This is a genomic window from Streptomyces sp. NPDC043427 (assembly GCF_056436655.1).
The window spans coordinates 37,449-63,940 of sequence record NZ_JBWKCC010000009.1; the positions used below are offsets into that span (position 1 = coordinate 37,449).

The 26,492-nt window shown below is 68.3% G+C and carries 35 protein-coding genes and 3 pseudogenes; 13 read left to right on the plus strand and 25 right to left on the minus strand.

Going from position 1 to position 26,492, the window contains the following annotated elements; translation table 11 throughout:
- Positions 1-38: 38 nt before the first annotated feature.
- The 3 genes from AC067M_RS17115 to AC067M_RS17125 all read right to left on the minus strand — a co-directional run bounded on the left by AC067M_RS17115 (position 39) and on the right by AC067M_RS17125 (position 2,921).
- Positions 39-515, minus strand: a complete 477-nt coding sequence (locus AC067M_RS17115) for a hypothetical protein (RefSeq protein WP_478697807.1) — start codon at positions 513-515, stop codon at positions 39-41.
- A 549-nt stretch (positions 516-1,064) separates the two neighbouring features.
- Complete coding sequence (locus AC067M_RS17120; protein ID WP_478697808.1) at positions 1,065-2,039, minus strand: SDR family NAD(P)-dependent oxidoreductase; 975 nt, start codon at positions 2,037-2,039, stop codon at positions 1,065-1,067.
- 111 nt (positions 2,040-2,150) lie between these two features.
- Positions 2,151-2,921: a transposase gene (locus AC067M_RS17125; RefSeq protein WP_478697809.1), complete on the minus strand. Its 771-nt coding sequence runs from the start codon at positions 2,919-2,921 to the stop codon at positions 2,151-2,153.
- Between the two features lie 93 nt (positions 2,922-3,014).
- Between AC067M_RS17125 and AC067M_RS17130 the strand changes: the two genes are divergently transcribed.
- From AC067M_RS17130 to AC067M_RS17145, 4 genes and pseudogenes are all read left to right on the plus strand, one after another.
- On the plus strand, positions 3,015-3,566 hold the full coding sequence (locus AC067M_RS17130) for a hypothetical protein (protein WP_478697810.1): 552 nt from the start codon (positions 3,015-3,017) through the stop codon (positions 3,564-3,566).
- A gap of 75 nt (positions 3,567-3,641) precedes the next feature.
- Positions 3,642-4,064: a MerR family transcriptional regulator gene (locus AC067M_RS17135; RefSeq protein ID WP_478697811.1), complete on the plus strand. Its 423-nt coding sequence runs from the start codon at positions 3,642-3,644 to the stop codon at positions 4,062-4,064.
- Between the two features lie 170 nt (positions 4,065-4,234).
- A pseudogene (locus AC067M_RS17140) lies at positions 4,235-4,468 on the plus strand (carboxymuconolactone decarboxylase family protein); the annotation flags it as partial.
- Positions 4,469-4,571: 103 nt separating this feature from the next.
- Complete coding sequence (locus AC067M_RS17145; RefSeq protein WP_478697812.1) at positions 4,572-5,039, plus strand: HIT family protein; 468 nt, start codon at positions 4,572-4,574, stop codon at positions 5,037-5,039.
- Positions 5,040-5,121: 82 nt separating this feature from the next.
- Here the strand turns inward: AC067M_RS17145 and AC067M_RS17150 are convergent, their stop codons facing one another.
- Positions 5,122-6,375: a GNAT family N-acetyltransferase gene (locus tag AC067M_RS17150; RefSeq protein ID WP_478697813.1), complete on the minus strand. Its 1,254-nt coding sequence runs from the start codon at positions 6,373-6,375 to the stop codon at positions 5,122-5,124.
- 330 nt (positions 6,376-6,705) lie between these two features.
- Between AC067M_RS17150 and AC067M_RS17155 the strand changes: the two are divergent.
- Positions 6,706-7,506, plus strand: a pseudogene (locus AC067M_RS17155) (IS5 family transposase).
- Here the strand turns inward: AC067M_RS17155 and AC067M_RS17160 are convergent.
- The 4 genes from AC067M_RS17160 to AC067M_RS17175 form a co-directional block, all read right to left on the minus strand.
- Positions 7,478-7,813 carry an ankyrin repeat domain-containing protein gene (locus AC067M_RS17160; protein WP_478697814.1) on the minus strand — a complete coding sequence of 112 codons (336 nt, stop codon included), beginning with the start codon at positions 7,811-7,813 and terminating at the stop codon, positions 7,478-7,480. The pseudogene AC067M_RS17155 and the gene AC067M_RS17160 overlap by 29 nt on opposite strands.
- 97 nt (positions 7,814-7,910) lie before the next feature.
- The gene (locus AC067M_RS17165; RefSeq protein ID WP_478697815.1) at positions 7,911-8,459 is read right to left on the minus strand and encodes a hypothetical protein; all 549 of its coding nucleotides are present in this window, start codon (positions 8,457-8,459) and stop codon (positions 7,911-7,913) included.
- Positions 8,460-8,482: 23 nt separating this feature from the next.
- Positions 8,483-8,755: a hypothetical protein gene (locus tag AC067M_RS17170; RefSeq protein ID WP_478697816.1), complete on the minus strand. Its 273-nt coding sequence runs from the start codon at positions 8,753-8,755 to the stop codon at positions 8,483-8,485.
- Positions 8,755-8,988 (minus strand): hypothetical protein, encoded by a 234-nt coding sequence (locus tag AC067M_RS17175; RefSeq protein ID WP_478697817.1) that lies wholly within the window; start codon positions 8,986-8,988, stop codon positions 8,755-8,757. The genes AC067M_RS17170 and AC067M_RS17175 overlap by 1 nt, the downstream gene beginning before the upstream one ends.
- Positions 8,989-9,263: 275 nt before the next feature.
- Here AC067M_RS17175 and AC067M_RS17180 point away from each other — a divergent pair, with 275 nt between their 5' ends.
- Positions 9,264-9,512, plus strand: coding sequence for a BON domain-containing protein (locus AC067M_RS17180; protein ID WP_478697818.1), 249 nt, complete (start codon positions 9,264-9,266; stop codon positions 9,510-9,512).
- 210 nt (positions 9,513-9,722) lie between these two features.
- Here the strand turns inward: AC067M_RS17180 and AC067M_RS17185 are convergent, their stop codons facing one another.
- The 3 genes from AC067M_RS17185 to AC067M_RS17195 form a co-directional block, all read right to left on the minus strand.
- Positions 9,723-10,064 (minus strand): hypothetical protein, encoded by a 342-nt coding sequence (locus AC067M_RS17185; protein ID WP_478697819.1) that lies wholly within the window; start codon positions 10,062-10,064, stop codon positions 9,723-9,725.
- A gap of 653 nt (positions 10,065-10,717) precedes the next feature.
- Positions 10,718-11,473, minus strand: coding sequence for a hypothetical protein (locus AC067M_RS17190; protein ID WP_478697820.1), 756 nt, complete (start codon positions 11,471-11,473; stop codon positions 10,718-10,720).
- Between the two features lie 223 nt (positions 11,474-11,696).
- On the minus strand, positions 11,697-11,882 hold the full coding sequence (locus AC067M_RS17195) for a hypothetical protein (RefSeq protein ID WP_478698018.1): 186 nt from the start codon (positions 11,880-11,882) through the stop codon (positions 11,697-11,699).
- Here AC067M_RS17195 and AC067M_RS17200 point away from each other — a divergent pair.
- Positions 11,796-12,095, plus strand: a complete 300-nt coding sequence (locus tag AC067M_RS17200) for a hypothetical protein (protein WP_478698003.1) — start codon at positions 11,796-11,798, stop codon at positions 12,093-12,095. The two genes, AC067M_RS17195 and AC067M_RS17200, sit on opposite strands and share 87 nt — an antisense overlap.
- Positions 12,096-12,175: 80 nt before the next feature.
- The gene (locus AC067M_RS17205) at positions 12,176-13,012 is read left to right on the plus strand and encodes an alpha/beta hydrolase (protein WP_478698004.1); all 837 of its coding nucleotides are present in this window, start codon (positions 12,176-12,178) and stop codon (positions 13,010-13,012) included.
- A 104-nt stretch (positions 13,013-13,116) separates the two neighbouring features.
- Here the strand turns inward: AC067M_RS17205 and tpg are convergent, their stop codons facing one another.
- On the minus strand, positions 13,117-13,653 hold the full coding sequence (gene tpg / locus AC067M_RS17210; protein WP_478697821.1) for a telomere-protecting terminal protein Tpg: 537 nt from the start codon (positions 13,651-13,653) through the stop codon (positions 13,117-13,119).
- 23 nt (positions 13,654-13,676) lie between these two features.
- Here tpg and AC067M_RS17215 point away from each other — a divergent pair, with 23 nt between their 5' ends.
- Together AC067M_RS17215 and AC067M_RS17220 are read left to right on the plus strand one after the other, a co-directional pair.
- The gene (locus AC067M_RS17215) at positions 13,677-14,039 is read left to right on the plus strand and encodes a nucleic acid-binding protein (RefSeq protein ID WP_478697822.1); all 363 of its coding nucleotides are present in this window, start codon (positions 13,677-13,679) and stop codon (positions 14,037-14,039) included.
- Positions 14,040-14,588: 549 nt separating this feature from the next.
- A pseudogene (locus tag AC067M_RS17220) lies at positions 14,589-14,929 on the plus strand (transposase); the annotation flags it as partial.
- Here AC067M_RS17220 and AC067M_RS17225 read toward each other — a convergent pair.
- Positions 14,930-15,289: a hypothetical protein gene (locus AC067M_RS17225; protein ID WP_478698019.1), complete on the minus strand. Its 360-nt coding sequence runs from the start codon at positions 15,287-15,289 to the stop codon at positions 14,930-14,932.
- A gap of 345 nt (positions 15,290-15,634) precedes the next feature.
- On the opposite strand from AC067M_RS17225, the gene AC067M_RS17230 reads away from it, so the two are divergent.
- Positions 15,635-16,087 (plus strand): RICIN domain-containing protein, encoded by a 453-nt coding sequence (locus AC067M_RS17230; RefSeq protein WP_478697823.1) that lies wholly within the window; start codon positions 15,635-15,637, stop codon positions 16,085-16,087.
- A gap of 167 nt (positions 16,088-16,254) precedes the next feature.
- Here AC067M_RS17230 and AC067M_RS17235 read toward each other — a convergent pair whose 3' ends face one another.
- The 7 genes from AC067M_RS17235 to AC067M_RS17265 all read right to left on the minus strand — a co-directional run bounded on the left by AC067M_RS17235 (position 16,255) and on the right by AC067M_RS17265 (position 19,852).
- Positions 16,255-16,731, minus strand: a complete 477-nt coding sequence (locus AC067M_RS17235) for an N-acetyltransferase family protein (protein WP_478697824.1) — start codon at positions 16,729-16,731, stop codon at positions 16,255-16,257.
- A 414-nt stretch (positions 16,732-17,145) separates the two neighbouring features.
- Entirely contained in the window at positions 17,146-17,346 is a 201-nt protein-coding gene (locus tag AC067M_RS17240) for a hypothetical protein (RefSeq protein WP_478697825.1), read from the minus strand.
- Between the two features lie 173 nt (positions 17,347-17,519).
- Entirely contained in the window at positions 17,520-17,855 is a 336-nt protein-coding gene (locus AC067M_RS17245) for a YnfA family protein (RefSeq protein WP_478697826.1), read from the minus strand.
- A gap of 11 nt (positions 17,856-17,866) precedes the next feature.
- Entirely contained in the window at positions 17,867-18,181 is a 315-nt protein-coding gene (locus tag AC067M_RS17250) for a hypothetical protein (RefSeq protein WP_478697827.1), read from the minus strand.
- Entirely contained in the window at positions 18,162-18,608 is a 447-nt protein-coding gene (locus tag AC067M_RS17255; RefSeq protein ID WP_478697828.1) for a MerR family transcriptional regulator, read from the minus strand. The genes AC067M_RS17250 and AC067M_RS17255 overlap by 20 nt, the downstream gene beginning before the upstream one ends.
- On the minus strand, positions 18,605-18,940 hold the full coding sequence (locus AC067M_RS17260) for a hypothetical protein (protein ID WP_478697829.1): 336 nt from the start codon (positions 18,938-18,940) through the stop codon (positions 18,605-18,607). The genes AC067M_RS17255 and AC067M_RS17260 overlap by 4 nt, the downstream gene beginning before the upstream one ends.
- A 96-nt stretch (positions 18,941-19,036) precedes the next feature.
- Positions 19,037-19,852, minus strand: a complete 816-nt coding sequence (locus AC067M_RS17265; protein WP_478697830.1) for a sulfite exporter TauE/SafE family protein — start codon at positions 19,850-19,852, stop codon at positions 19,037-19,039.
- Between the two features lie 197 nt (positions 19,853-20,049).
- Here AC067M_RS17265 and AC067M_RS17270 point away from each other — a divergent pair, with 197 nt between their 5' ends.
- On the plus strand, positions 20,050-20,778 hold the full coding sequence (locus tag AC067M_RS17270; RefSeq protein WP_478697831.1) for a sulfite exporter TauE/SafE family protein: 729 nt from the start codon (positions 20,050-20,052) through the stop codon (positions 20,776-20,778).
- A 91-nt stretch (positions 20,779-20,869) separates the two neighbouring features.
- Here the strand turns inward: AC067M_RS17270 and AC067M_RS17275 are convergent, their stop codons facing one another.
- The 5 genes from AC067M_RS17275 to AC067M_RS17295 form a co-directional block, all read right to left on the minus strand.
- Positions 20,870-21,484: a hypothetical protein gene (locus AC067M_RS17275; RefSeq protein WP_478697832.1), complete on the minus strand. Its 615-nt coding sequence runs from the start codon at positions 21,482-21,484 to the stop codon at positions 20,870-20,872.
- Between the two features lie 197 nt (positions 21,485-21,681).
- A complete protein-coding gene (locus AC067M_RS17280; RefSeq protein ID WP_478697833.1) occupies positions 21,682-21,807 on the minus strand; it encodes a hypothetical protein in 126 nt (41 codons plus the stop codon).
- 646 nt (positions 21,808-22,453) lie between these two features.
- Positions 22,454-22,840 carry a hypothetical protein gene (locus tag AC067M_RS17285; protein WP_478697834.1) on the minus strand — a complete coding sequence of 129 codons (387 nt, stop codon included), beginning with the start codon at positions 22,838-22,840 and terminating at the stop codon, positions 22,454-22,456.
- A complete protein-coding gene (locus AC067M_RS17290; RefSeq protein ID WP_478697835.1) occupies positions 22,741-24,060 on the minus strand; it encodes a transposase family protein in 1,320 nt (439 codons plus the stop codon). The genes AC067M_RS17285 and AC067M_RS17290 overlap by 100 nt, the downstream gene beginning before the upstream one ends.
- A gap of 57 nt (positions 24,061-24,117) precedes the next feature.
- Complete coding sequence (locus AC067M_RS17295) at positions 24,118-24,291, minus strand: hypothetical protein (RefSeq protein WP_359730452.1); 174 nt, start codon at positions 24,289-24,291, stop codon at positions 24,118-24,120.
- Between the two features lie 543 nt (positions 24,292-24,834).
- On the opposite strand from AC067M_RS17295, the gene AC067M_RS17300 reads away from it, so the two are divergent.
- Positions 24,835-26,304 (plus strand): non-reducing end alpha-L-arabinofuranosidase family hydrolase, encoded by a 1,470-nt coding sequence (locus AC067M_RS17300; protein WP_478697836.1) that lies wholly within the window; start codon positions 24,835-24,837, stop codon positions 26,302-26,304.
- Positions 26,305-26,492: the final 188 nt, after the last annotated feature.

The window sequence follows — 26,492 nt, forward strand, 5'->3', positions numbered from 1 at the left end:
CGGCAGCGTCCCGGCATCGGGGCTCCCCAACCGCCTCTTCAGCGGAGGTGAAGGACGGTCAGGGCGGCGGTCCAGTCGGTGACGATGGCCTGCTGCGCGGCGGCGAGCGACACCTGGCCCTTGCAGACCGCGGTGTGCAGTTTCGTCTCCACCGGGTCCTTCTTGTTGTTCACCCCGGCGCCCTTCTTGTGGCCCGGGTCAGGCGGCTCTACCCATAGCTTGCGCGGGTCGTCGGGGTCGCCGCCGAGCTGGAGGCTGATCAGGGGGTCGTACTCTGCATCCGCCATGCGGCCGGTGTAGCCGTAGGAGGCCGCGTTGAGCTTCTTCTCCTTGCCCGTCACGTACGCGGAGGGGCGTACTCCGGAGGTGTAGCCGCCTTTGCGGCAGATCGTCGACTTCAGGTTCGCCTGCGTCACCGCCGGGAAAATCCCGCCCGGCGTGCACGCCGGGTCCTCGAGGGGCTCACCGTGCTCGTAGCGGCAGTGGCACGAGCCGGCGGCCGGCTGCTGCTGCACCGTGTACTGATTCTGCGGCCCGCCCCAACCGCGATCGGTCCCGACCTGGTCGGCACCGTCGTGCCCGGCGCTCCTGCCGCCGGGCTCCGGCTTTCGGACGACGGCGACGTGCCGAGAGAGACGGATCTACAGCCTGCCAGCAGCAGGCAGGCGAGCACCGCGATGGAAGCGCGCGGCTGGTGGAACGCATGATGACCCCTCACGGCCAAGCGAATGCTGCGCAGATGCTGCCCTACCGGACCGACGCGACACCGCGCGGGGTGCCGAGTGAGCGTGGCCCTCATGGCCCCTTGGCGGTGACCTGTCTCCGCTCCGGCCTGCTCCAGGAGCTGAGCCGTACCTGCGCTGGCTCGCACGGCGCTAGGGTCTTTCGTTTGGATCAGGCCGGATCAGGGAGCGGGGTCCGGTGCCGTGCGTCGCAAGGCGGAGGAGAGCGGCAGGGCGCAGCCCTGCCGACCGACGACAACGCGGCGAGGCGCGGTGCCGGGGCCCGCGAGCCCGGCATGATCCAAACGAGAGGCCCTAGCCCGGCGCACGCAGAGCACAGGTTCATCGTGTGAGCGGGGTGGCGCCGGTCGCCGCGACGGACAGTTCCCACAGCCGTGCGGCTGCGTCGGGGTCGATGGCGTAGGCGCGGACGCCGCCGTCGTCCATGGGCGCGGCGGGGGCGGAGACGCGCGCGACCTCGCAGTCCTCGAGGTAGAGCCCGCCGCGGTCGTCGAGGAGCGGGGAGGTGGCGGCCCACAGGCCGGTGGCGGCGCCTTGGGAGGGTGTCTTGAAGTCGGCGCCGATCGCGGTGCCGTGCTCGTTCACCCAGCCACGGTCGATCTGTTCCTGGAGAGTCATCTCTCGCTGAAGGCCGGTGATGATTTTGCCCGGGTGGAGCGCGAACGTCCGGACTCCGTCGTTGCGCCCGAGGACGTCGAGCTGTACGGCGAACAGGGCGTTGGCGGTCTTTGCCTGGCCGTAGGCCAGCCACTTGTCGTAGCCGGTGCAAAAGTGCGGGTCGTGCCACCGGATGTCGGTCAAGGTGTGCCCGGCGGAGCTGTTGACGACGACACGCGCACCGCCGCCGGCGGCGGCCAGGAGCGGGTAGAGCTCGCAGGCGAGGGTGAAGTGTCCGAAGTGGTTGACGACGAGCTGGCCTTCCCAGCCGGGCCCGACGCGTCGCTCAGGGGTGGCCATGACGCCGGCGACGGCCATGAGGAGGTCGAGCCTGCTGAGAGAGTCATGGATCTGTGCGGTGGCGGCGCGCACGCTGTCGAGGTCCGCCAGGTCCATGCAGATGACGTCGCAACCATGCACGTCTGCGAGAGCGGCGCGGGCGAGGCCGGGTCGGCGTGCTGGAACGATGACCCGGGCTCCGGCGGCCGCCAGGGCCCGGGTGGTTTCCAGACCGAGTCCGGAGTAGCCCCCGGTCACGACGGCGGTTGCGCCGGAGAGGTCGAGGTCGGCGATGACGTCCTCGGCGGTGCTGGTGGCAGAGAAGGGCGAGCCGAGCGGCTGCTGATCAGTGATGGTCATGCCGACGACGCTAGGAACTAGAGCGAGGTCTAGATCAAGTCCTAAGGGACGTCCCGTAAAGATCTTGGAGTCGCCTCGTGCAAGCGGGCCAGCCACCCTGCTGCCTACGACCTATCCGGCGAGGGCGAGGTTGTGCATCCGGGCGATGCCGAGCATGGCGTGGTGGACACCGTCGCCCTTGAGGCGGCAGTCACGGAGGATCTTCCATGTCTTCATGCGGGCGAAGACGTGCTCGACCCGGGCCCGGACCTGCTTGTGGGACTTATTGTGCTCCTCCTTCCAGTCCGGGAGTTGGCTCTGGCCTCGCTGTCGGCGGTGCGGGATGACGAGTCCGGTGCCTGGGTAGCCGCCGTCGGCGATCGTGAGGGTCTTGCCGACGGCGGCCTTGGCGCCGGATTCCTCCCACGCCTTGCAGTCGTTGCGGTTCCCGGCGAGCGGCCGGCCGACCACGACAACCAGGCGGGTGTCGGCGTCGATGACGACCTGGTGGTTGGTGGAGTACCGGTAGTTCTTCGACCGCTCGGCGATGGTGTGGTCACGGGTGGGGACCAGGGTGCCGTCCACGATGAGCACGGTGTCTTTGGCGAACCGCTCGCGGGGCTGGAGTGCGAGCAGGGGGCCGAGGTGGTTGATGACTCGGCCGGCCGTGGACTTCGAGACGCCGAACAGCGGTGCGAGCTGCCGCAACGTCAGGTTCGTTCGCCAGTAGGCCGTGACCAGCAACCCCCGGTCCTCCAGCGGCAGACTCCACGGCCGGCCTCGGTGGATCACATCTGCTCCATCGCGTCGGAGCGCGCTCAGCAGCTTGCCGAAGCAGCGCGGGCTCAGCCCCGCGAACGGGGTTATCCAGGACGGCTCCGACGCCGTGATCACACTCGCCACACCATGATCACCACTCAGGCCAGCCTCATGCCGAGGCATGCCCACAGCTACGCTGATCGAGGCAGTCCACAGTGAGTAAAACCGGGGGAAACCGTGAACCGACCTCTGCTGTTCCTCGACGTGGACGGGCCACTCAACCCCTATGCAGCCAAGCCGGAGAGGCGTCCCGACGGCTACACCACACTCCGGGTCCCCCGGAACGACGCCCATCGGGACGACAGGGGCCTGTCGTCCCGACGACGCCCCCTACGAGTCTGGCTCAACCCGGAGCACGGACGAATCCTGCTCCGGCTCGGCTTCGAGCTGTGCTGGGCCACCACATGGATGGACGACGCCAACCGGTGGATCGCACCGGTCCTCGGCCTTCCTGAACTTCCCTTCGTGAACTTCGGCGACGTCCTGCTCCAAGAACGCCCTGATGGAGTCCACTGGAAGACCGGACCGCTAGTGGACCACGCAGGCGGCCGTCCTTTCGCCTGGGTGGACGATGAGCAGAGCGAGCTGGATCAGACTTACGTGACCGCCCACCACCCAGGGCCCGGGCTCCTCCACCACGTCAACCCACGGATCGGCCTCCGGGAGAACGACTTCCACACGCTCGCCGACTTCGCCCGGTCCCTGGACACCTCACGAACCACCGGCTGAACACCTCGCCAGCTCTGCAGGCTGCTCCGCACTCGGAGCCAAGATCTTTGCGGGACAGCCCTTAGGCTGGGCGGCATGGCTACTGTTGAACCCCACGCTGAGCCACTGAGCATCGGCGAGGTGGCCGAGCGGACCGGGCTCAGCGTGCATGCACTGCGATTCTACGAGCGCGAGGGCCTGCTGGTCGGACCGGTCCAGCGCACCGCGGGCGGACGGCGGCGGTACGCCACCGCCGATGTCGACTGGCTGCTGATCTGCGTCAAACTGCGTGAATCCGGCATGCCGCTGGCCGACCTCAAACGGTTCACCGAACTGGTACGGCATGGCCCAGGCAACGAGGCGGAACGGCTGCGGCTTCTCGACGCTCATCAGCAGCGCGTCGAGGCACAGATCCAGGCGCTGGAGGAGTGTCGATCAGTGATCGCCTGGAAGGTCGGCGTCTACGCCGAACACCTTGCCCGCGGCGAGGCCGGCGGACTCTGGGACCCGACGGCCTGAGACAGGGACGTAGTGCTTTCGTCTGTGGTGCTCATTGACCCCACGTACATGAGTACTGATTCTTCGAGCCGTTCAGGTTGCGCGGCGCAGAGGGACGACTACGTCCTCGCCGGTGCTCTTCTCGCTGAGCCGGTAGTAGCTGATGTGTGCGATCCGCTTGGACCGATACGGCAGCCAGTGCCACATGGCCGCCACGCCATGCCGCACTGATCGACGCAGTCGACGAACTGCACGACACGGCCCAGCTCTCGCAGTCCGCCTGGGATGCCCTGCGCGTTCACTACGAGGACGCTCAGCTACTCGAACTCCTCGTACTGATCGGCTGGTACCGAACCATCAGCTATCTGGCCAACGGGCTCCTCCTGGAGGAGGAAACCTGGGGCGCTCGATTCCCGAAGGGGTAACTCCACTCGGCATGTGCCTGACCGTTGCCCAACATTGCGGACAACCTTTAGTGACTGAGGCCGACAGGCGTCTCGCAGCGAGACAGCTCTACGATCTCAGTTCATGATGACTCCCGACTGCTACACATGCAGCAAGGAAGCAGAATTCGACGACCTTCCACCACGCGAGTGCGTGGTATCCGACCAGCACTGGCGGGTGGCCCACGCCTTCAACACCGCAGTGCCCGGCTGGCTGGTGCTGCTGCCTCGGCGCCACGTTGCCGCAGTTCATGACCTCACCAACGCTGAGGCTTCTGCCCTAGGGGTGTGGCAGGTCAAGCTCTCCCGGGCTCTCCGGAGCGTGACGGGTTGTGCCAAGACCTACGTCGTCCAATTTGCCGAAGCCGAAGGCTTCGCGCACGTGCACTTCCACATCGTTCCGCGCACGGCAGATCTGCAACCAGAGCATCGTGGGCCGGGAATTTTCGAGCTGCTTCGGCGCCCAGAGCAGGAGCGAGTAACGGCTGACCAGGCAGACCAAATAGCCCACTCGCTCCGAGCTCAACTTCATGGGCACCCGAACGCTAAGTAACCAGGTCACGGAATCTGAGCCAGAACCTGAGAAACGACAGCGCCGCAGTGGCCGTCTGCAGCACGGGCGTCCGAAGGACTGTTCAGTAGAGCGGGAAGGCCCAGCCGCCGGGGTACCAGGGTTCGCGTTCGCCGCGGAAGGCCGCCGAGGCGCGAGAGAGCGCACCACCCCGTAGTTCCTCGACGAGGCCGGCGGCCGCGAGGGCGGTCAGCGAGGTGCCGCCGAGGAAGGCGGCGCCGAGTTCCGCCGCCGTCAGCCGTAGGTCGGCTGGAGCGGTCGTGGGCTCGCAGAGGGCGTTCCCTGCTTCCGCCTGTAGCCGGTGGCGCCCGCTGTTCCACGGGCAGAAGTCGTCCCGCACGTCCAGGACCAGGTCCAGTGGAAGGCTGTAACCTCGGCCCGCCAAGGCTCTGTCGACATCGGCCAGCCGCAGCCACAGACGGTCCACCGGTGCCGCCCGAACCGCCCGCGGCTCGACCAGCAAGTGCGGCAAGGACTCGTCCACGGCGCCCTCGTAGTCGATCCAGGTCACGAGGTCGATCCCGGCGAGGAAGCACCACAGCGCCGCATACGACTGGCGCGAGCACGCCGCCAGCTCCACCACCTCCACCACCCCGGCACTGCCGCCGAGCCCGTCCGGCGCGGAGCTGTGCCTGTAGAGCACGTAGCCGGTGGCCCGTCCGTCGCGCTCCTGGTGCACGGCGAACCGGAGCGAGGTCGCCGTGCCGCGCCGGTGCGGATGGTCGGCGAGGCGCACCGCCCAGTGGGCCGTCTGCCGGTCGGGCCAGCCGACCGTAGTGGTGCGGACCTGGTCGTAGATCCTCTCCAGGAGGGGGCGGGCCTGGACGGCGTGCTGCAGCCGGACGGTCCCGTCACCGAAGTCGGTGTCCGGGCGAAAGCGCATGGCGCGTCGGTCGCAGCGCATCCGGTTGCCGACTGTCGCGGGGCCGTAGCCGTACCGTCCGTAGATGCCGGCCTCAGAGGGGCGAAGCGCGGCGATCGCCTCTCGTCGCTGCTCGTGCAGGTCGGTCAACTGGGCGCGCATCATCGAGGTGAGGATGCCGCGGCGGCGATGCGTCGGGGCCACGCCCACCGAGGCGATCCCCGCCACGGGCAGGACGCCACCGGGCACGGTCAGCATCCGGCTGTAGACGGAGGCCCCGGCAACCGGCTCGCCCTCGGCGAACACGGCCAGAGTGCGAGCGAGATCCGTCGCAGCTCGCTGATCGGCCAGCTCCTCCTCCGACCGATCCATGCCATAGGTGTCGGCAATCATGCGCGCCCAGGGAACAAACTCCTGCTCGGCAACACAGCGAAGCTGGAACTGAGAAGCGGTCATCGGACATGTGTACAGCACATCGGACGGAGCTGATGACCCGGCCACCTGCAGCCAGTTCGGTGCCGCCTGAACTCCTGCGCAGTTCGATTCGTCCTCGGCGTCCTCCGCCTCCGAAATCGATGAACATCTGCTGTCCGTTCTCATGGTCAGAGCCAGCAGCAGAGGGCCGGGAAGGATCATGTGCGCCGGACACCGACGGGCCGGGGTCACAGGTGAGAGCAGAAGATCGGTGCCCGCGCCTGCGAGCTGTGTTCTCAGGGGGGAGGGATCTACAACCCGCACCTAAGACGCCATCTCATTTGGGTCGGTAGGCTGCCGGTCGTGGTCTCGATCGTTGAGCGGCTGGTGCCGGATGAGTTGTGGGAATTGTTCCAGCGTGTGGTCCCGGAGGCTCCGTCGCGGCCTCAGGGCGGCGGCAGGCGCCGGCACGGTGACCGGGAGGTGCTGGCTGCAATCGTGTTCGTGGCCACGTCGGGTTGCACGTGGCAACAGCTGCCGTCCGCGTCGTTCGGCCCGTCGGGGGCGACCGCGCACCGGCGCTTTGCCGAGTGGACGAAGGCCCGGGTGTGGGCCAAGCTCCACCGCCTGGTCCTTGACGAACTCGGCGCCCGCGGCGAGCTGGACTGGTCCCGCTGCGCGATCGATTCGGTGAACATGCGGGCCCTGAAAAGGGGGACCTGACAGGTCCGAATCCTGTCGACCGGGGCAAGTACGGCTCGAAGATCCACCTGATTACCGAACGGACCGGTCTGCCCCTGTCCGCCGGAATCTCCGGGGCGAACCTGCACGACAGCCAGGCCCCTGATCCCGCTGGTGAAGGGCATACCGCCCATCCGCTCCCGGCGTGGACGCCGGCGACGCAAACCGGGAAAACTCCACGCCGACAAGGGCTACGACTACGACCACCTGCGGCGATGGTTACGCGGACGCCGCATCAGGCACCGCATCGCCCGCAAGGGCATTGAGTCCTCGGCCCGCCTGGGCCGCCATCGTTGGACCATAGAGCGCACAATGTCCTGGCTCGCCGGATGCCGCCGCCTGCACCGCCGCTACGAGCGCAAAGCCGAGCACTTCCTCGCTTTCACCAGCATCGCCTGCACCCTCATCTGTTATCGGCGGCTCGTCTGCTGATGTGGGTCTGCAGCAGTTTCATCGCCAGGTCGTGACCGTAGTGACTGGCCATGTCCATGGGGGTGTGGCCGTCTGGGTCTGCGAGCTCTGGATTAGCCCCGAAGGCCAGCAACACGGCCGTGGTGTGCACAGTCAACGGCTGTCCGCTCTGCAGGGACCCATCACCCTCAACGTCGATCGCGTGCGTCAGCAGCGTCATATTGCTGAAGACCTCATCGGGATCGGAACCAGCGGCCAGCAGCCGGGCCAGGGCCTCTGCATCCTCCTGCTCGACCGCTTGATGCGCGGGTGTCCAGTAGTCGCTCATCACGGCATTCAACCGTCCCCACAGCACGCCTGCCAGCGACTATCTACGCCATCAGCCACCAATTGAGATGACGTCTAAGTACTACCTGGACTAACCACTATTGGGGTGCAAGGCCGTCCTCGTGCCGCGGCTCCAGGCCCTGGGCGAGCGTCTCGCAGTGGCCCAGAGCTGAAGCCGCCTGTAGGAGGTCGCCCTTGGCCGCGGACCGGCGGGCTAACCACATCATCGTCATCATGCTCTGCAGCGGCCCGTCCTCATCGGCATCGGCGTCTTGCTCCAGGCGCTCGCGCAGCACGCGGTCGGCCTGGTCCAGGACGTCGGACCAGACACCGTCGTACGTCTCCGGGCACACTCCGGTCAGGGGTGTCAGCCACAGGTCCGCGTGCGACTGGAGGAGCTGCTCGGTCGGCCGGAAGTCCAGGACGGTTCCGCAGGGCATCGAGTCCTGGTCGGCGTGAGTCTTTGTGGCCGGCCACTCGGGCAAGCCCTCGGAGTGCACGGGGCACAGGAACGGGACCCAGGCCGCGCCAGGCCCGTCGCCCACGGGGCCCTCCCGCAGTGCCGTCGCCTTCGTCTTGCACCGCAGGACGGTGCGCAGCGCGTTGAGCTGACGGTTGGCGGACAGCTGCTGAACGAGGGATGGCACGCGGGCTCGTTCGGCGAGAGGCCCTAGACCTCGATGTAGGCGACGACCACGACGGTGCGCAGGGTGGTGACGAAGTACAGGACCCGGACGGCTTCGACCTCGTCGGTGTACTGGCGAAGCTGGGGGCCGGCGGTGTCGCCGGGGATCGGCTCGCCGACGTCCGGGTCGACGGAGATGACGACCAGGGCGCGGTCCAGGGCGTGGATCTCCGCCTCGCTGGTGATGTTCTCCAGCTGCTTGGCGGCGGAGTCGGAGAAGGCGATCCTGGCGCGGCGCGGGCCCTGCTGCGGGGCCATCAGGCGACGGCCGGGCGCTGGCCAGCGAGCCGGGCGAGGTGGGCCTCGCGCAGCTCCTCCCACGGCGTGCAGTCCTCCACCGAGGGCAGCCCGTTCTCCGCGATGTCTTCCAGGACGGCGGCGAACTGGTCGGCGTTGGCGCGGGTCTTGGCCGCGTACGCGCGCACCGCGTCGGCGGCCGCGGGCTCCAGCTGCTGCCGGGCGTGGTCGGCGGGGGCCGGCTGTTCACTCATCGAGGCCTCCTTGGGCGCGGAACTGGCGTCTGATCCAACGGTATCGGCCGCTCCGGCCCAGGGGGACCACTCCGGACGAACCGGCTCGTACGAGGGTGCGGGACCCAGGCCCCAGGGGGACCCAGCAGTCGTTTTCGGCGTGACGTCTCTGCCCCAGCGGATCGCCCGGGATGCCAACGCTCCGTCAACTTGCCAAGGCGCGAGCCGATGGCTGCATCGCTACTATCTGTAACTGAGTAGTGACGGTAAGCATGTAGCGAAGAGGGAGCCAGGCAATGGCGGGCGAAGTGACAGAGGCGACGGAAGGCGTGAGTGACACGTGGATCACGACGAAGGTCAGGGCTGATCTGATCACCGAGAAGGGCCTTCCCGGCTCGGATATCAAGGTGGAGACGAACAAGGGCGTGGTCTCCCTCTCCAGCACGGTGACGATCTCTGCTCCGCAAAAGGACACGGCCGTAGCCATCGCCAAGAAGATCAAGGGCGTGCGAGCTGTCTCCGCCGAAGGGTTGCGGGTCGAGTAGGCGCACGCCGAAGCACGGCTGCCTCCTGCCCTCCAGGAGGCAGCCGTGCTTCGCACGGACCTGAAGCGCGGCCCAGGTTCAGCGTCAGAGGACAATATTCGAGGCGGCGTGCCACTTCTCCGGGAGAGCGTGACAGCCGGTGTCACGCTCACGCTCCGTCAACGTGACACCGTTCGGGAGCGCGCGGCCCGCCTCTCCCCCACCTGCTTGTCATCGAAGTTGGACTGGGCCAGCTCGGCCAGTCATGACTTGGTCGGTGACAGCACACACCTCAGACCAGATTTCGCTGACTCGCACTTCGTGGAGCGACACCGTCTCGCTGTATCCGCTGTACCCGTAGCCGTCGTCCAGCACGGGTGGAAGGAGCCGAGTGCGCCAGGATCGGACGATGATGTCCTCGACCTTGCGGGCGTCAGAACCAACGGCGAAGCGCATCGTTTCGATGGTGATCCAGCCGTTGCGCTTGTGCTCATACAGCCGCCTGTTTCTGGGGCTGTCTTCGCAGATGCCGATCTTGGCCGCAACGAGACCAGCTTTCGTGACCAGGTACAAGAGAGCTGGGCGGTGCGGTTTGAATCCGTTCTCGGCACAGGCCCCGCAAGGGCCCGAACTCTTGTAGGAGTTCAGTACAGGGTCGCAGTAATGGCCCTTGGCGAGGCATCGGCCCGGCCACTTGGTGGCGTCGCTTGTGTAGGGGATGTTCGGATCCGGAACGTAACCCCAGGCCCGAGCGCGTTCCCGGGCCACGCTGTCCGGCAGGCGCCGCTTCCCTCCACAGTGGTCGCAGCCTCCTTGCTTACCGTTTCTGATGTTGTCCAGCCGGGGGCCAGGGTCACAGATCTTCCAGCACCGCAAGCACCATGACCGCACCGGCGTTTTGACGTCGGGAATCTCCACGACGGGCAATACATGTCCGAGCCGAACCATGTCCGACCGACGTCGAATTGCCCGGTTCTTCTTATTGCAGTGGATACATCCGACCCGGCCCTTCTCGGCGAGCCTCCGGACGGCGCTCAGGTAAGCAGGGAAGGGCTCAGTATGACCTTGGCACCGTGGCTGGGTGCAGCGCACGGCGAAGGGCTTGGAAGTCACTCCGGGATACCGATCTACGGGCTCAAGCCCGGAGGCCCGCAGCTCGAGGACGGCGGCGGCATGACCGATCTTTGGACGTTTCACAGTCGCGTTGTAGCAGGGCGGACCGACAATCAGTCCTTTCGCTGTCCCCTACGGGAAGCGCAGGTCTGCCGCACAGCCCGTCCTACTTCGATGGCAAGCGGTCCGACTTCACCGTCACGGGACAGGAGGGGTGAGGTCACCTCGCGTCTGAGTGGGTTGGCGAATGCTGCGCTACGAGCGGGCACGGGCGCCCGGGACCAGGTGGGCGAGTTCGGTGAGCAGCGGCGGCGGAAGAGGCCGACGGCGGCCTCCCGGGCGGCCGGGTCGTGGTAGTGCCCGAGGTGCGTGGTCAGGGCGGGCGAGCAGGCGTCGACGTCCTTCTGCACGTACGAGCCGGCCCGCCGGGTGAGTTCGTCCCGGGCGGCTTCGTCGCCCTCGCGGGGCTCGGTCTGCTCCAGCGTGCCGACCTCGCGCAGCGCCTGGAGCTCATCGGCACGGGCCGCGCCCCGGGCAGTTTCACGCAGCTCGGCTTCCCGCGCGGCGGCGGCCGCAGCGTCGGCGGCGAACTCCGCCTGGACGACGTCGTCGGCGCCCGGGTCGTAGACGGCGTTCGGGACCGCGCCGGCGAACAGTTGGTCGATGCGCTCCCACTCCGCGAGCTCCGCCCGGCCGCGGTCGTCTTCGGCGAGGCGCTCGTGGCGGGAGTCCTGCCGAGCATCGAAGCGGGCGTCCTCAAGGGCCGCCGCAACGGCGGCCGCGGTCATACCCTTCGCCCGGCGCCGGACCGCGCGCCGGCCGATGCGGGCGCGGGCGACCGGCTCGCGGGGCGCGGCCGTGCGGGGCACAAAACGGCGGGCAGTGTGCCGGGGCGGCCAGGGGCTGCTCGTCAGGGCTTCGCACTCGGGGTGCGGAATAAGGTGCGGGCCGCCGCCAGAGCGCTGTCGGCGGCCCGCCGATACTGAGCCGAAGCCCAGTACTTGTCACCGGTGAAGCTGGATGAGCTGGCCGTCAGGACGGGGCGAGGCAGCCTCGTTGGCACCAACCAGGCATTCGGCTTGTCACAGATGCTCATTCGCCAACCTTTCTGTCACCAGTACCAAAGATCGAGAGTCCGTCCAGCTGCCCGACTTGGTTGCCGCTGTCCGCCACGCCGTCGCCCTGCCCGTCATCGCCGCGGGCGGAATCGCCACCGCCGCCGACGTGACAGCCGCGCTGCGCGCTGGCCGCCATGGCCGGCACCGTTCTGCTGCGCACCCAGCAGAGCGGACCCGTCCGGGGCTCAGGCCGCTGCTGCGGCCTCGGCTGCCGCCGACGGACGCAGCCAGGTGGGCTTGGAGCCACACGGGCCTGGTGGATCAGGCGGGGCGCTACGGCTGGAGCGCCCGTCCCCCCTTCGGCAGTCGGCTCGTGGCCGCCCCTTGCGTGATCAGCGACGAGCGTCCATTATCAGGAATCCTGATACTTTAAGTTTGCAGCTATGGAGTCCAGTCATGTCACTCAGGCCCAGAATCCAGGCCAGAGGGGTTCAGCTGTTGCTCGGCCGAATGATGAGCCGTGTGCACAAGGATCTGCGCTTCACCGACATCCCGAAGCGCACCGAATCCATCCGGGTGGAGACCGGCGCCGGACCGGTGACGTGCACCGTCTACCGCCCGTCGGCCGCCGCCGCAGCCCCTGCCCCCGTGTACGTCAACTTCCACGGCGGCGGGTTCGTGATCACCCGCCCCCAGCAGGACGACCACATCTGCCGCTACATAGCCGCCACGGCCGGCTGCGTGGTGATCAACGTGGACTACGCCGTCGCCCCGCAGCGGCCGTACCCCGCACCCGTCACCCAGGCGTACGACGTCACCGCCTGGGTGGCCGAGAACGGCACCCCCAACAACTGGGACGGTTCGCGACTCGCCGTGGGCGGACACAGCGCCGGGGCCAACCTGACCGCCGCGGTCTGCCGCACCGCTCGGGATCGCGGCACCTTCACGCCCCGCCTCCAGATCATCGACTCGGCACCGCTCGACCAGCTCGCTGACCCGGCCACCAAGCAGTCACCCATCGTCAAGCCCCTGCTTACCCCTCAGCTCATGCGGGTCTTCACCGCCGCCTATGTCCCTGATCCCGCCGACCTCGCCCATCCGCTGGTGTCGCCCGGACTGGCCGACGACCTCACCGGGCTGCCGCCCGCCCTGGTCATCACCGCGGAGAACGACCGCCTGCGCGACGAGGGCGATGCGTACGCCAAGGCCCTGGAAGCTGCCGGCGTTCCGGTCACCCACCGTTGCTTCGAGGGTGTCGACCACTACTTCACCCACACCGGCCCGGTACCGGCCGGGAAGGAAGCCATCGATCTGATGGCCACCACCCTGCGCACGGCACTCACCGCCTGACCGCTAACAGGGGCCGACAGCCCTTGTGACAACACGCTGCCTTGGTGACACCTATCGTGCTTCGGCTCAGCTACGTCGTACAGCAGGCTCTGAATTCCGCGTGTTCAGAACTGGAAATCTATCGACTGCACGTTCGTGAAATCCGCACGGAGGCCGTCGGCACGGGTGCCCAACTCCGTGAAATACGACTCGGTGATGGCCTCCGCGACGACCGGATGCAGGTCTTCCTCCGTCGCACCGGCCTCCTGGAGCTGGAGGATCTGCGCGGCGTAGGTGGGCGAGATCGGCGTGGTGATCGTGCGCTCGCGGCCGTCGTCCGAGCTGCCCGTGCAGGTGAATCCGAAGTAGGCCGTCACCTCCCCCATCGTGCCGCTGGAGGTCGCCGCGCGCTCCCGCGCCTGTGCCCTGACCTGCGGTTGCCATTGGGATTCGGGGGTCCAGCATGATTGGGTGGCGCCGCAGGACGCCGAACACGGGCGGCAAATCCACCTGGAGCTGTGCCCGGTATGCGACACCGGCGACAGTGTATGGCTGCCCAGGGCTGGTACTTGCAGGACGCCCCGCCCGACCAGCCCTGAACTGTCATCAGCAGAAGCTGCCGGACGCGTAGTGCCGCCGCGTCGTACGGGCAGCGCGGCCACCGGGTCGAACTACTGTTGGAGCCGTGGCGACAACGTGCCACTTCCCCGGCGACCTCATCGCAGCGCAGCAGGAACTCAACCAGGTGCGGGCCGACCTCACTGCCCTGTACAAGCGGCTGCCGTACTCCGTCGAATCGATGGAGGCTTGGCAGCGTCCCGAGGGCTACTGGCTCGCCACCTCGCGCGCGCACCCGGACTCGCCGGGCTGGTCGGAGCAGGAGCAGCAGGAGGTCGCCGTGCTGCGGGAGAGGGAACGCGACCTCACTGGGGTGATCCTCACGCACGCCTCCTGGAGCGAGGTCCCCGGGCCCGAACGGCGCGATGCCCGCTCCCAGTTCAAGCACGCCCTCGAACGTGAGGACGGCGAGCGTCAGGAGGCGGCGTAGCCGTGGCGGACAAGCCACCCGAGCCGGATCAGCCGCCCATCATTGTGGTCCTTCCCGACGGGCAGACCTTCTCTAGGGGGCGGAGAGTGGCGCGCCGGCCGAGGATCGCAAAAGTGCAGCTCAACCGCACTACCGGAAGGGTAGTTGGCGCCACAGGTGTTGCACCATCACCTGAGTGGGTGACAGGCGTGCCCGGGGGGTACGCCGCCGGGACACACCGCTCAGCAGCCGATCTCGCGCGCAAACTGCGCCTCCATAACCTGCCAGCGCGTACCGGCCGGAACACTGCGCTGCTCGCCCTCGCAGCTGACCTGCCCGCCTCAGTGCTCAGCGAGACTCTTGGTCTCAGCATCACCGCGGCACTCAAGTGGACCCGCCGAGCTACTCGCGACTGGAACGCCTGTCTCGCGGCCCGTCCGACACCGAGACTGAACACAGGGCCGCCCACGAGGACCAACTCGGCATCGGGCCCGCCACGCCCTGAATTCCAAGCTGATGCTTACTAATATTTGGCTCAAACTGCGACTTTCACGTCGAGTATCGAAGCATGCGCTGAACTGCGGGCACATCGAGGTGCCCGGGCTGCGGCACGCGCTGGCGATGCTGCCGCAGCCCAAGGCGGCGGTCAACCGGCTCGTCCTGGCGGTCGACGTGACCAACTGGCTGCGGTCGGGCGCCCCGTGCAGTCCCGAGCGGCTGTTCTGCCACGTCTACGGCCGGAACGGACGCTCCAGCGACCAGTTCATTCCCGGCTGGCCGTACTCGTTCGTCGCGGTCCTGGAGACCGGCCGCACCTCGTGCTGCCAGCTGCTGGACGCGGTCCGGCTCGGCCGCACGACGATGTCGCCGAGGCCACCGCCGTCCAGGTTCGTCGCGTCGTAGCCGACCTGTCAGTCGATGTGCAGGTGCTTGATGTACATGTACGGAGCGGTGCCCGTCTGCCCCTTGGTGAAGTACACCCGCTGCTCCACGCCGTTGGCGTCGTCGTAGCTGAACCAGCCGGTGTTCTGCCCGGCGCCCCAGGGGCCCGGCTTCCACATGGGCAGCGTCATCGGAGAGTCAAGGTCACCGTGGCCCTTGAAACAGGTGGAGCCGCTGAACACGGCGATGAAGTAGAACTGCGTGCCGTTGGCCTCGCAGGCGGCCCGCTGCAGGGTACTCGTCGCGGCACCCGACGGAGCGGCACCGAGCGCGAGCGTGGCGCACGCCGCGGCGGCGACGGCCCCGCTCTTGGCGATGGACATGCGCATGAAGCACTCCTAACTACGATCCGGTACTTACCGGATCAGTCTGGCCACGCCGCCACTGCCCCGAACGCCCCCGGACAGCAAGCTGCCAGCGCGGAACCGCCCCGGGGGCGGTTGTCAGGAAGCGGACCCTCAGCCTCGGTGCAGCCGCCTCTCCCGTGGTCGGACTGTTCGGCACCCAAAGCCCCGCGCCCATAACAGCCGTGATGGCTGTCTCCCTCACCCCGGGCACCCTGGCAGCGATCGCAACGAAACGGACATACAGCCACTAACACCAGAGCCCCGACCAGGTACAGGGAGAGGAATAGCGCCAGTCACGAATGATGGGCGGCGGTCGCCGTGGGAGCGGTGACGCTGGCCGGAACACTGTCGACGGCGACCGCGACAGCAGCCGCGAGCCCCCCGGCTGGGCACCGGGTAATCACCTACGCCGACCAGTGCCTGGACATCGCGGCCGACAGCCCCCGGGACGGTGCGCAGCTCGTCCAGAACAACTGCACGGGCGCAGGGAGTCAGAGCTTCGGCTTCGACTCCGGCTCCCTGTATGAGCAGCAGGTCCCTACGTTCGCAGGCAAGTGCTGGGACGTCCCGGGCAACCAGCCCCAGTACGGGGTCATCCAGTACTACTGCAACGGTTCCTCGAACCAGAGGTTCAGGTTCGTTCCCACCGGAGGCGGGAGGTACGAGATTCGCGTTTTCGGAGACTGGTGCCTGACTGCGATCGAAGGCAACGTGCCTGGCGCGCGCCTCCACCTGTACCCCTGCACGGGGGAGTCGATCCAGCAGTTCTACGTGGACTGACCCCTGCAGCGCCGGTCGAGGCTGGACACGGTGGCCGGCACCCCAAGGAGCCGTTCGCCAAACGGTCACCGAGACGGTTGGGCGAACGGCTGCCACCGTCGAAGGATCAACAAAACGCGCTGCGACCTGCGGCGTTGAGGTTCAGAAACAGGATCTGACCTTGTTGTTTAACCTCCGGTGCCTGCGGCGTCGCGGAGTCGAGTGCTCGGGCAGAGGTAGAAGAGTTCGGGATCTCCCTCGTCGAGGCCGTGGAGCAGACCGACCGGGTGCCAGCTGGCGCGTTGTAGTAGTTGCTGCATGGGGTGGTTGGAGACGTTGGTTGAGGTGAACAGCTTCGTGGTGGTGCATACGGTCTCGACGGCCGTGAGGAGACGTGCGCCCACACCTCGTCGGCGGGCACTGGGGGCGACCATCAGCATGGTGACGAAGCCCTGCTCGAAGAAGCTGTACTCCAGCACGCTGTAACCCAAAGGTCCGGATGAGTCTCGGGCCATGAGGACCACACCCTGTTCGCACCAGCGTCGGATGCTGTCCCGTCGTGTGTGGTCGCCTGCTGCCGCGACGGAATCGATCTTGGCTAACGCGGCCCAGTCCGATGGGTCCGCGCGGTCCACTTGAAGCCCGCTGAGGTTCTCGACGTCCATGGGGTGCATCGTGGCAGCGTATGGGCGGTTGGTGCTCGCCTATTGGGTTCGGCGGGCTTGGATCCCTTCTGGTGGTGACGTCGCCGCCGCGCAGACGGCGGCCGGGCGCGGCGGCCCGCCGACGCGCAACACCGGTGAGCGCGCCCGATCCCCGGCTGCGTCCGCGCCGCCCATCCCGCCCTCCCCCATCCGCAACTTCAGCCAGGGCATGGGCGAAGGGGGTCGCAACGGGGATGTCAGCAACCCGACCACGCCGAAACTGCGACCTGACCTGCACAGAGCGAGAGGGGATCTACAGGTCCCGCAACACCTAGCGCAACGCTGAGCGCAACATCCGGCGCAACACTTGCCGCAACACCCAGCGCAACCTGACCGGTTCGGTGCTTACGGGCAGCCGACTGCACGGGACGTTCCTCATGCAGCCCGTGCTGCTCCACGGGTGCGGGCCAGCTGCCGCAGCTCGGTACGCGCCGCTGGCACCGAGGGGACACCCCTCCCGTACGGGTGCCATGGCACCCGTACGGACAGGAGCAGCAGGCGGCGGCGCGGGACCGTGGTGCCGCGGGGCCGGGGCGCGGCGAGCGTTTCGTAGGCGGCGTTCCAGGCGTGCTTCATCTGGACCAGGTCGTCGGGGAAGTCGGTGTCGCCCCGGTGTGGTCGGGTAGCCGCTCAGTCTGCCACTGAGCGGCTAGGGCCTCTCGTTTGGATCATGCCGGGCTCGCGGGCCCCGGCACCCTGATCCGGCCTGATCCAAACGAAAGACCTAGTTGCCAGCCCCATCGGTGGGGTCAGTGGCTGCGGGGCGCGTACATGATCACGGCCATTCCGGCGAGGCAGACCAGGGCGCCGATGACGTCGTAACGGTCGGGCCGGTAGCCGTCGGCGACCATGCCCCAGGCGATCGACCCGGCAACGAAGATCCCGCCGTACGCGGCGAGGATGCGCCCGAAGTTGTCGTCCGACTGCCAGGTGGCCACCACGCCATAAATGCCGAGGGCGATGACGCCGGCACCGATCCAGATCCAGCCCTTGTGCTCGCGGATGCCCTGCCAGACCAGCCAGGCGCCACCGATTTCGAAGAGGGCGGCGACGACGAACAGGGCAACGGAACGAGCGACAGTCATGATCAGTGAGCCTACCGACGGCCCGTGCCGCTGATCTTCAGCGGGTCGGCGGACGTCTTGCAGCCGCATCCGCTCTCTCCTGCGGCCTTCGGCGCGCAGGAGCAGGAGCGGCGACGCTGTCCGAGCCACCAGGTTCCGGCGGCGAGCACAGCCAGGACCACGGCGAGGGCGGGCAGCCAGCCCACCACCGCCCCGGCGCCGGCACCGACGACACCCGCCGTGATCAGGACGGGCAGCGCGCAGCACGCCACGCAGGCCAGGGCGGCCAGGCCCGCGAGCGCCTTCGGGGCGCGCCCGGTGCGGGTGTCAGCAGCAGGGTCCGGCATGGCGGTTCTCCTCGGCGAGGTCGGTGAAGGGGATGGGGCAGCAGGCGCTGGACGCACAGACGGTCAGGTCGTCGCAGCCCGCGCCGAGGGCCGCGGCCAGGGCGATGCGGATGGTGGTCAGGTCCGCGATCTTCGCGTCGACCTCGGCGAGCTTGGCCGCGGCGCGGCCCTGGAGCCCCGCCACGGGGCGTCCGTGGCGGTCGCGGCCGGCCTCCAGGAGTTCCGCGACCTCCTCCAGCGTGAACCCGAGCCGCTGGGCGGCCTTGATCACTCTCAGCGCAGTGACCGCGTCCTCGCCGTAGAGGCGGTGACCGCCATTGCTGCGTTCCGGTTCGGCCAGCAGGCCGCGCCGTTCGTAGTAGCGCAGGGTCTGGATGTTCACCCCGGCCGCTTCGGCGACCTGCCCGCTGCGCAGGCCCGCACTCACCGCTGCTCCCCGGCAGCGGCCGTCCGTTCGGCCAGAGCGTCCAGGACCGCCTCGTGCGTCTGGTCCACCGAGACGTCCAGCCGGATCAGGTCCTGGCCGGGGGTGGTGGCGAAGGTGAAGAACGAGCAGCACCCGCTCTCGCGCTCCACCAGGCCCCGCACCCGGTCTTCCACACCCTCTCCGCCTGCCAGGTCAAGGCGCAGACGGAGCGGCTCGGGCCTCGACAGCGAGGTCAGCCGCTCGGAGAACAGCGCGTCCCACTCCGCGACCCGCAGGGGCCGCTCCTCGGTGGGCAGCGTGCAGGACTGCGGCACCCACGCCAGGTCGTTCATCGCACTCACTCCCGTCATCACGTCCCTCGGCGGGGACACCACCGACGGTAAACCTGTACCTGGGTACCGGATGCAAGCTCGTGAGCATGCGCCTGGTCATTCGTGGCGGGCGAGCTTGGCCGCGGAGACGAGCAGGATCGCGGCAAGCACGGGGATGAGCAAAGGGTCTGAGAACACACCGAGAAGCAGCCCGCCCAGCAGGGCGCCAGTGATCGAGCCGGCGGCCATAACCATGGTGAAGCGAAGGTTGGCACCGAGCACCGAGAAGCTGCCGTCACGGCTGTAGCGGGCGAAGGCCACCAGCATGGTCGGCAGTGACACCAGCAGGGAGAGGCTTCCTGCGGTCTTGATGTCCACCGCGAACAGCAACACGATCGTCGGGATCAGCAGTTCGCCGCCGGCCACGCCCATGATCGCCGCGACGACCCCGATGCCGAAGCCGGCCACGACTCCGCAGGGCACCTGAGCCCACAGCGGCAGGGCGAGCGTCCCCAGGGTGGTGGTGTGCGTGACCATCAGTGCTGCGGCCATGAGCACCATCAACGCCGCCAGCACTTTGTAGAGCGTGGAGCTGCGCATGCGCACCGCCCAGGACGCTCCGGCCCAGGCGCCCAACAAGCTGCCGGACAACAGGTTGATCGCGGCAGGCCAGTGTGCGGCCACGTCGGAGGCCGGGACCGCTGCCAGGCGGGCGGGCAGCGCGACCAGAACCACGACCAGGCTCATCGCCTTGTTCAGGATGACCGCTGAGAGTGCGGCGAACCCGAAAAGACTGACCAGTAGCGGCAGGCGGAACTCCGCGCCCCCCAGGCCGATCATCCCGCCCAGTACGCCGATGACCGCTCCTGCACCAAACACCAGGGGCGTTGAGTACGTCGAACGTAGTGGAGCGAGGTCCTTGTCAGTGGCCATGGCGGGCATCCTCGCTGGTCTCATCTCCCGCCCGCTACGGCACGTCCCAAAGGCCCACGCCGTGCTGGCCAGCAGTGGCCGGGGCCGGACGCGGAGCGACTCGCCAGCACCAGAGCGGCCCGGCCCAGGATGCTCCGCAGACTGAACTCCCGGGGCCCCCGGCCCTGCCGCCAACGCGGGCAGGAGAATCCCCCGCAATGGAACAGACACTGCAGATCATCGCCATCGTCGTCGCCTCCTTCGGCACTGCGGCTCTGTCCGCGGTCGCCGGGTTCGGCGGCGGAGTGCTCCTGGTGCCGGTGTTCGTCGCCGTTTTGGGCACCCGGGACGCGGTTGCCGTCCTCACTGTCGCCCAACTGGCCAGCAACGGCAGCCGGGTCTGGTTCAACCGCCACGAGGTCGACCGGCGCCTGGTCGGCATCTTCGCTCTCGGCGCCGTCCCGGCCGCTGTCGGCGGCGCACTCCTGTTCGCCACCGCGCCCCTGCCTGCGCTCACCCGCCTCATAGGCGTGTTCCTGCTGGTCATGGTCGCCTGGCGGCGCTGGAAGCCGCACGCCGCCCGGCTGGACGACACCGCGTTCACCGCCGTCGGCGCCGTCTCTGGTTTCGGCTCCGCCCTGGTCGGCTCGGTCGGCCCGATGGTCGCCCCGTTCTTCCTCGCTCGCGGCCTGCTCAAGGGCGCCTACATCGGCACCGAGGCCGCTTCCGCCGTGGTGATGCACCTGACCAAGTTGGTGGTCTTCGGCGCCGCAGCCGTGCTGACCACCTCCAACGCCGTCATCGGCCTGGCCCTCGCACCTGCCAGCACCGCAGGCGCCTGGACCGGCAAGATAATCGTCGACCGGCTTCCCGCCCACGTTTTCGTCATCGTGGTCGAGATCGGCCTGGTCATCTCCGGTCTCCTGCTGGCCGTCACCGGCGGCTGACCATGCGCCTGGTCCGCCTGGCCATCATTACGGGAACCGGGGCAGCCTGGTCCCTCACCCGCTCAGCGACGGCCAGGGCCAAGGATCTCGGTCAGCGGCGGCGGAGTTCTCCGGACCAGTGCCGGAGCTGGTCTTCGAGGGTGATGTTGTCGCCGCGGGCCACGGTCTGGAGCAGTTGGGCGCACACGGTTGCTTCGGCGGCGAGGCCGGCCGGGCTGCCCAGGACGGGGAAGGCGTCGCGGACGCGGGCGGCGGTGTCCGGCTGGAGCAGCGTGTAGGCGTAGAGCGTGGCGGCGTCGAACCCCTCCGGAGGTTGGCCCCAGCCCTCCCAGTCAAGAATCCGCAGGGGCTCGGTGACGTTCGCCCAGTGCAGGTCGGAGTGGGCGGTGGTCCAGCAGGTCCCGGCGGGCGCCGGGATGCCCGCGAACTCGGGGATGGCCCGGTCCATGTACTGCTGTCGTACGGCGACGCGGTCGGTGTCGACGGCCGACACCTTCTGAAGCGTCCCGGCGAGGTCGGCCCTCCAGGAGTCTGGCAGCTGGAGGCCGTGCTGGAGGATCGGGTCGTCGGACAGGACCGGCTGATCGACGCGCACCGACAGCTCCGCCCGGTAGGCGGTACCGTCGTCGACGGCGTCGTGGACGGCCAAGAGCGCCGGCCGGTGCCCGGCGAGGTCGCCGAAGGCATGCGGCATCAAGGGCGCCATCCCACAACTTCCCCGACGCCTTGTCATCCGGCGCGGACATCAGCCGCAGCCACGCTGGTTGCCCGGCGGCGGTGCGGGCCGGGGCACCCAGGGTGCCCCCGCCCCATCCCCACAACTCCCCGCCCGGCGCGGTCTGCACGTCCAGGGCCTGGGCGGCTCGGGCGTGGTGGGCGCGCATGCGGCGCTCGGTGTCCGGGTCAGGAGGAGACGAGTACACCCGTGATCTCCCGCAACTGGGCGGCGGTCAGCGAGGGTTGGGCGATGGCGTCGGCCGCCTCCCTCCAGTGTGGCGCACTTGAGGCGGCGATGAGGACGTCCGTCACTTGGGCAGGACGCGACCGCCAGAACGCCCGCCTGTGAGGGGGTCAGGCCCGGCCGGATGAAGTCGGCGAGCTCCTGGTCGACCATGCCGGGCAGTTCACCGCCATGCAGCGGGGCGGAGGCCATCACCCGCAGGCCCGCGCCGGCGGCGGTCGGGAGCGGGCCCCGGCCGCGAAGGGCCTGGACGATGGGCATCATCCCAACGCCTGTCCGACGCCCGCGAGGCACGAGCCGGCGACCAACAGATGCGTGGAATCATCGCCGAAGTACTCAAAGAGACCTACTTCAAAGACAGCGGAAACCGCGCCACCACACTCACCGACGTCACCCTCGACGACATCGGCAACCTCGAGCTCGACTACTGACCTTCCACCTGCATCCGGGACGTCAGCCCCCCAAGGATCAGACAGAACGGGCGCGCCACGGCATTCTGACCGCCGCCTCACATCTCCGACGGCGGCAGGACGCGCCCTCCGGAACAGGGGCTGAGTTCCAGCGCCCGGCATCGGGAGCGTGGGTCCCGACCGTGATCGAAGCCCCACGCTCCGAGCTGTACTCCAGGGAATCAGGCGCCGCTCCATCCAGACAGCGGGAATGGATCCTCTCCTTCTTCACCGTCCGGGGAGTCAACGCCCGATACCCACAGAGTTATGCGCGTCTTTGCGGCTCTTCCTGAAGGGCCGCCCGATGCTCCCGCCCATCGGACGCGAGCGGCTCCGCCGGGCGACCCTCCAGTTCCCGCTGCCTGGCGGCCAGGGCCCTCGCCAGCATCTTCGCCCGGTAGGGGTTCGATGTACCGAGGGCCTTCGCCACCTCCACGGCCTCGTCCAACAGGGCCAACCGTCGCTCAGGCAACTCCCGCACCAGGGGCGATGCGCTTGCCTCCACCAGGACGTACGCCAGCTTCGACCCGTACGCCTCCGGCTCCACCTGTGTCAGAAGGCGGTAGATCCACAGCCCCTCGGCACCGCGCACCACCCGCCGGTTGGCACTGAGCAGCCTGACCCTCGCCAGCACAACCATGTCCTGATCCATCGATCCCCTTCGTCGCGCCACCCCCGGCCGGTGCACGTCACACGGCGAGACAGCACGGCTAACGCGCCGACAGCCGAGAACGGTTGCCGACACGTTGGCCGGGGAGTGGATGACGATGAGTCTGGCGCGCGGCAACAGCTGCCACAAGGCCGAACGGACGTGCGCTCGGTCCTACCAAAACCACCTCCGAACAGGCATGATGGACCTGACACTCGCGCAAGGCCCGTCTGCCACCCACTCGCTTGGACGCAAAACGGCATCCTGTGCATTGAGCACTGTGCATCGTGAAGTTGCTGGTCACGGGTCTGGTGTGTGCGGGGTTCGGGATGCTCGTGCTGGTCGTGGGGTGGATGACTTCGGTGAAGATCTTCGGTCACCGGGAAACTTCGCGGTTTGTGAGGACGGGCAGGGAGCTGACCAGGGCGGTCGCCCACGTCGGGTCGGTGCGGACCTTGCCGAGCACGCGCCAGTTCTTGAGGTGGGCGAAGCCGTGCTCCCCCGGTGCCCGGACCGCTGCCAGTGCGGTGTTCGACAGCTTCTGGCCGCGGGGTCAGGGGCCGGTTCCGGGCGGCCTTGTAGCCGGTGATCACCGCCGGGTCGGCGTCGGGACCGCTGTCGTCGAGCCCGACGAAGCCCAGGTCGGCGATGGCGCCGAGGCCGGCCGCCCGCAGCTTGGCGGTGAGCTGGTCGTGGCGGCAGGCAGTGATCTCCGAGGTGCGTCCGGGCCGGGCCGCCGAGACCCAGAGCAGTCGGCCGCGGTCGTCGGTGAGCGCGATGACGAGCAGGCCATGGCATTTGCTCTTGCCGGAGTAGTTCTTCCAGTTCTCTTTGCTCTCTTTACCGGTGCGCCGCCGGGTGCGGATCAGCGTGCCGTCCAACAGCGCCACCCCGCCACCCTTGTGGGTGATCTTTTTGAGGGCGCGGTCCAGGCGCGGGGCGCGGGCGGCCAGCAGGCCGACGACTTCCCGCACCCACCGGGTCACGGTGGTGCGGTGTATCCCGTTGCCGCCGGCCAGGTCGCCCGGCCGCTGGTCACAGCGTGGTACCGCGAGCACGATGGCGGCGATCCCCGAGGGCAGGGCCCGCCACCGTGATCTGATCTTCTTGCAGTGGCCGCGTATCAGATCGGCGAGCCAGTTCAGGGGGGCACTCGACAGCGGCAGGCGGGCAGTGCAGACAAGGCCGTCAGGGCCCTCGACGGGATGGTTGTTTTTCTTCACAGCAAACTCAACTGCCGCCGGGGGCCCGCGGGTTACGCCCGGTCGGCGCCCGCCTCCCTACGCCTGCGCGCGTGCGGTGAACCTGCCGTCGGGACGCTTGTGCAGCCAGCCGCGGTCGGCGAGCTTGGTCATCTTCGCCCGCAGCGGCTCCAGCTTGCCGCGCACCGAGGCGTCCAGGCCCAGCCGCTCGCCGACCGCCCTGACCTGCACCGGACCGTCGGCCTCCCGCACGATCGCCCGGATCTTGTGGTAGTCGCCGGGCAGCGCGCCCTCATCGGCCGCGTCGCTGCGGTGCGGTGCGGGATGAGCAGGACTGCTCGCCCGGCCACTCGCACCCCGCTCGGCGAGTTCTCGACGCTCCCCGCACCGCAGACGACCGCCGCAGGCACACGTCGACCAGACCGGCGTCAGTGAGTGCCACCGGCCCCGCCGCGAGCGGCGGGTCGGGCACCGAGCCGAACCAGAGGCTCAGGTGAGCGACCTGGTCGGGGTCCGTAATGATCACCAAGCCCGCGCCCGCACCTCCACCTGACACTCAGCCGAAGACCCGTACAACCACGGGACTTGAAGCCGCCCGGTTTCAGCCTGCGAACGTTTCTGCCCGCGTGTTTTGCGCGAGGTATTGACGCTGATCACCGGAACCCTATTATCCAGTTGCTCGACACTTCGACCCGTGTTCGCTATGCCGAACACTTCAGGGCCGCACCACACCGCCTCCGGACAGCCCCTGACGGGCCAGACCGGAGTCGCTTGCTCAAGGATGACGAGGTCCTTATGCACAGACGTATTCTCAGCCGCAGACGTCCGCCCGCGGTGCTCGCCGCCGTGGTCGCGGCCCTGGCCGCGCTGGCGGCGCTGCTCGTCGCCGGCCCGGCTCAGGCGGCCACCACCAGCGACGTGCGCGGTGTTGCTTCCGGCAAGTGTCTCGACGTGTCGGGCTTCAGCCAGACCGACGGCGCGAACGTCCAGATCTGGGACTGCCACGGTGGGATCAACCAGCAGTGGACGTTGACGGACAGCAGCCAGCTGACCGTGTACGGCAACAAGTGCCTGGATGCCCGGGGCGGCGGTACCACGAACGGGACCGCGGTGCAGATCTGGTCGTGCACCGGCAGTGACAACCAGCAGTGGCGGGTGAACTCCGACGGCACGATCGTCGGCGTGCGGTCCGGGTTGTGCCTGGAAGCCGCGGGCTGGGGTACGGCCAACGGCACGGTGGCGCAGCTCTGGTCGTGCACCGGCGGCGCCAACCAGAAGTGGACCGGCCTGGCCGGGGCGAGCAACGCGTGTGCTCTTCCGTCGACCTACCGGTGGAACTCGACCGGCCCGCTGGCGCAGCCGAAGGCGGGGTGGTCCGCGCTCAAGGACTTCACCAGCGTCGTCTACAACGGCAAGCACGTCGTCTATGCCACGTCGCACAACAACCTCGCCGGTAACGATGGGCGCTGGGGATTGGCGACCTTCAGCCCCTTCACGAACTGGTCCGACATGGCCACCGCCACCCAGACCACGATCCCCTTCGACGGCATCGCGCCGACGCTGTTCTACTTCGCGCCGAAGAACATCTGGGTGCTCGCCTACAACGGGGGTTGGCCCTACAGCTTCTCCTACCGCACCTCGACCGACCCCACCAACCCCAACGGCTGGGGCCCGCAGCAGGATCTCTTCACGACCACCCTCCCGGACGTTGTGAATCCCGACGGCACGACCCGGAAGAGGGGCCCCCTCGATGTGACCCTCATCGGCGACGACACGAACATGTACATGTTCTTCGCCGACGACGAGGGCGGCATCTACCGCGCCAGCATGCCCATCGGCAACTTCCCGGGCACCTTCGGTTCGTTCACGAAGATCATGAGCGAATCGGCGCTCGACCTGTTCGAGGCGCCGGAGGTCTACAAGGTCCAGGGCCAGAACCAGTACCTCATGATCGTCGAGGCACAGAACTACACGGGGTACGGTCGCTACTTCCGTGCGTTCACGGCCACCAGCCTCAACGGCACCTGGACACCGTCACCGCAGGCCAACACCGTGACCAGCCCCTTCGCCGGCAGTGCCAACAGCGGCGCGACCTGGACCAAGGACATCAGCCACGGCGATCTGGTTCGCACCAACCCCGACCAGACCAAGACCATTGACCCCTGCAACCTGCAGTTCCTCTACCAGGGGCGCGACCCCAGCAGCGAGGGCGGGGACTACGGCCTCCTGCCGTACCGCCCGGGGGTACTGACACTGCAGCGCTAGCCAATGGCGTGACACAGGTCCGGCTCCGCTGTTCCTGACGTTCGCGGGCCACGACGTACGCCGAACCGGGTGAGCGTCACAGCGAGCGATCAGGAACAGGTGGAGTTGGAACGGCGGGCTCGGTACAAGACCGAGCCCGCCCGTGCACGTGGAGAACCCGGATGGTGGCGGCCTCGTCCTGGTCGACC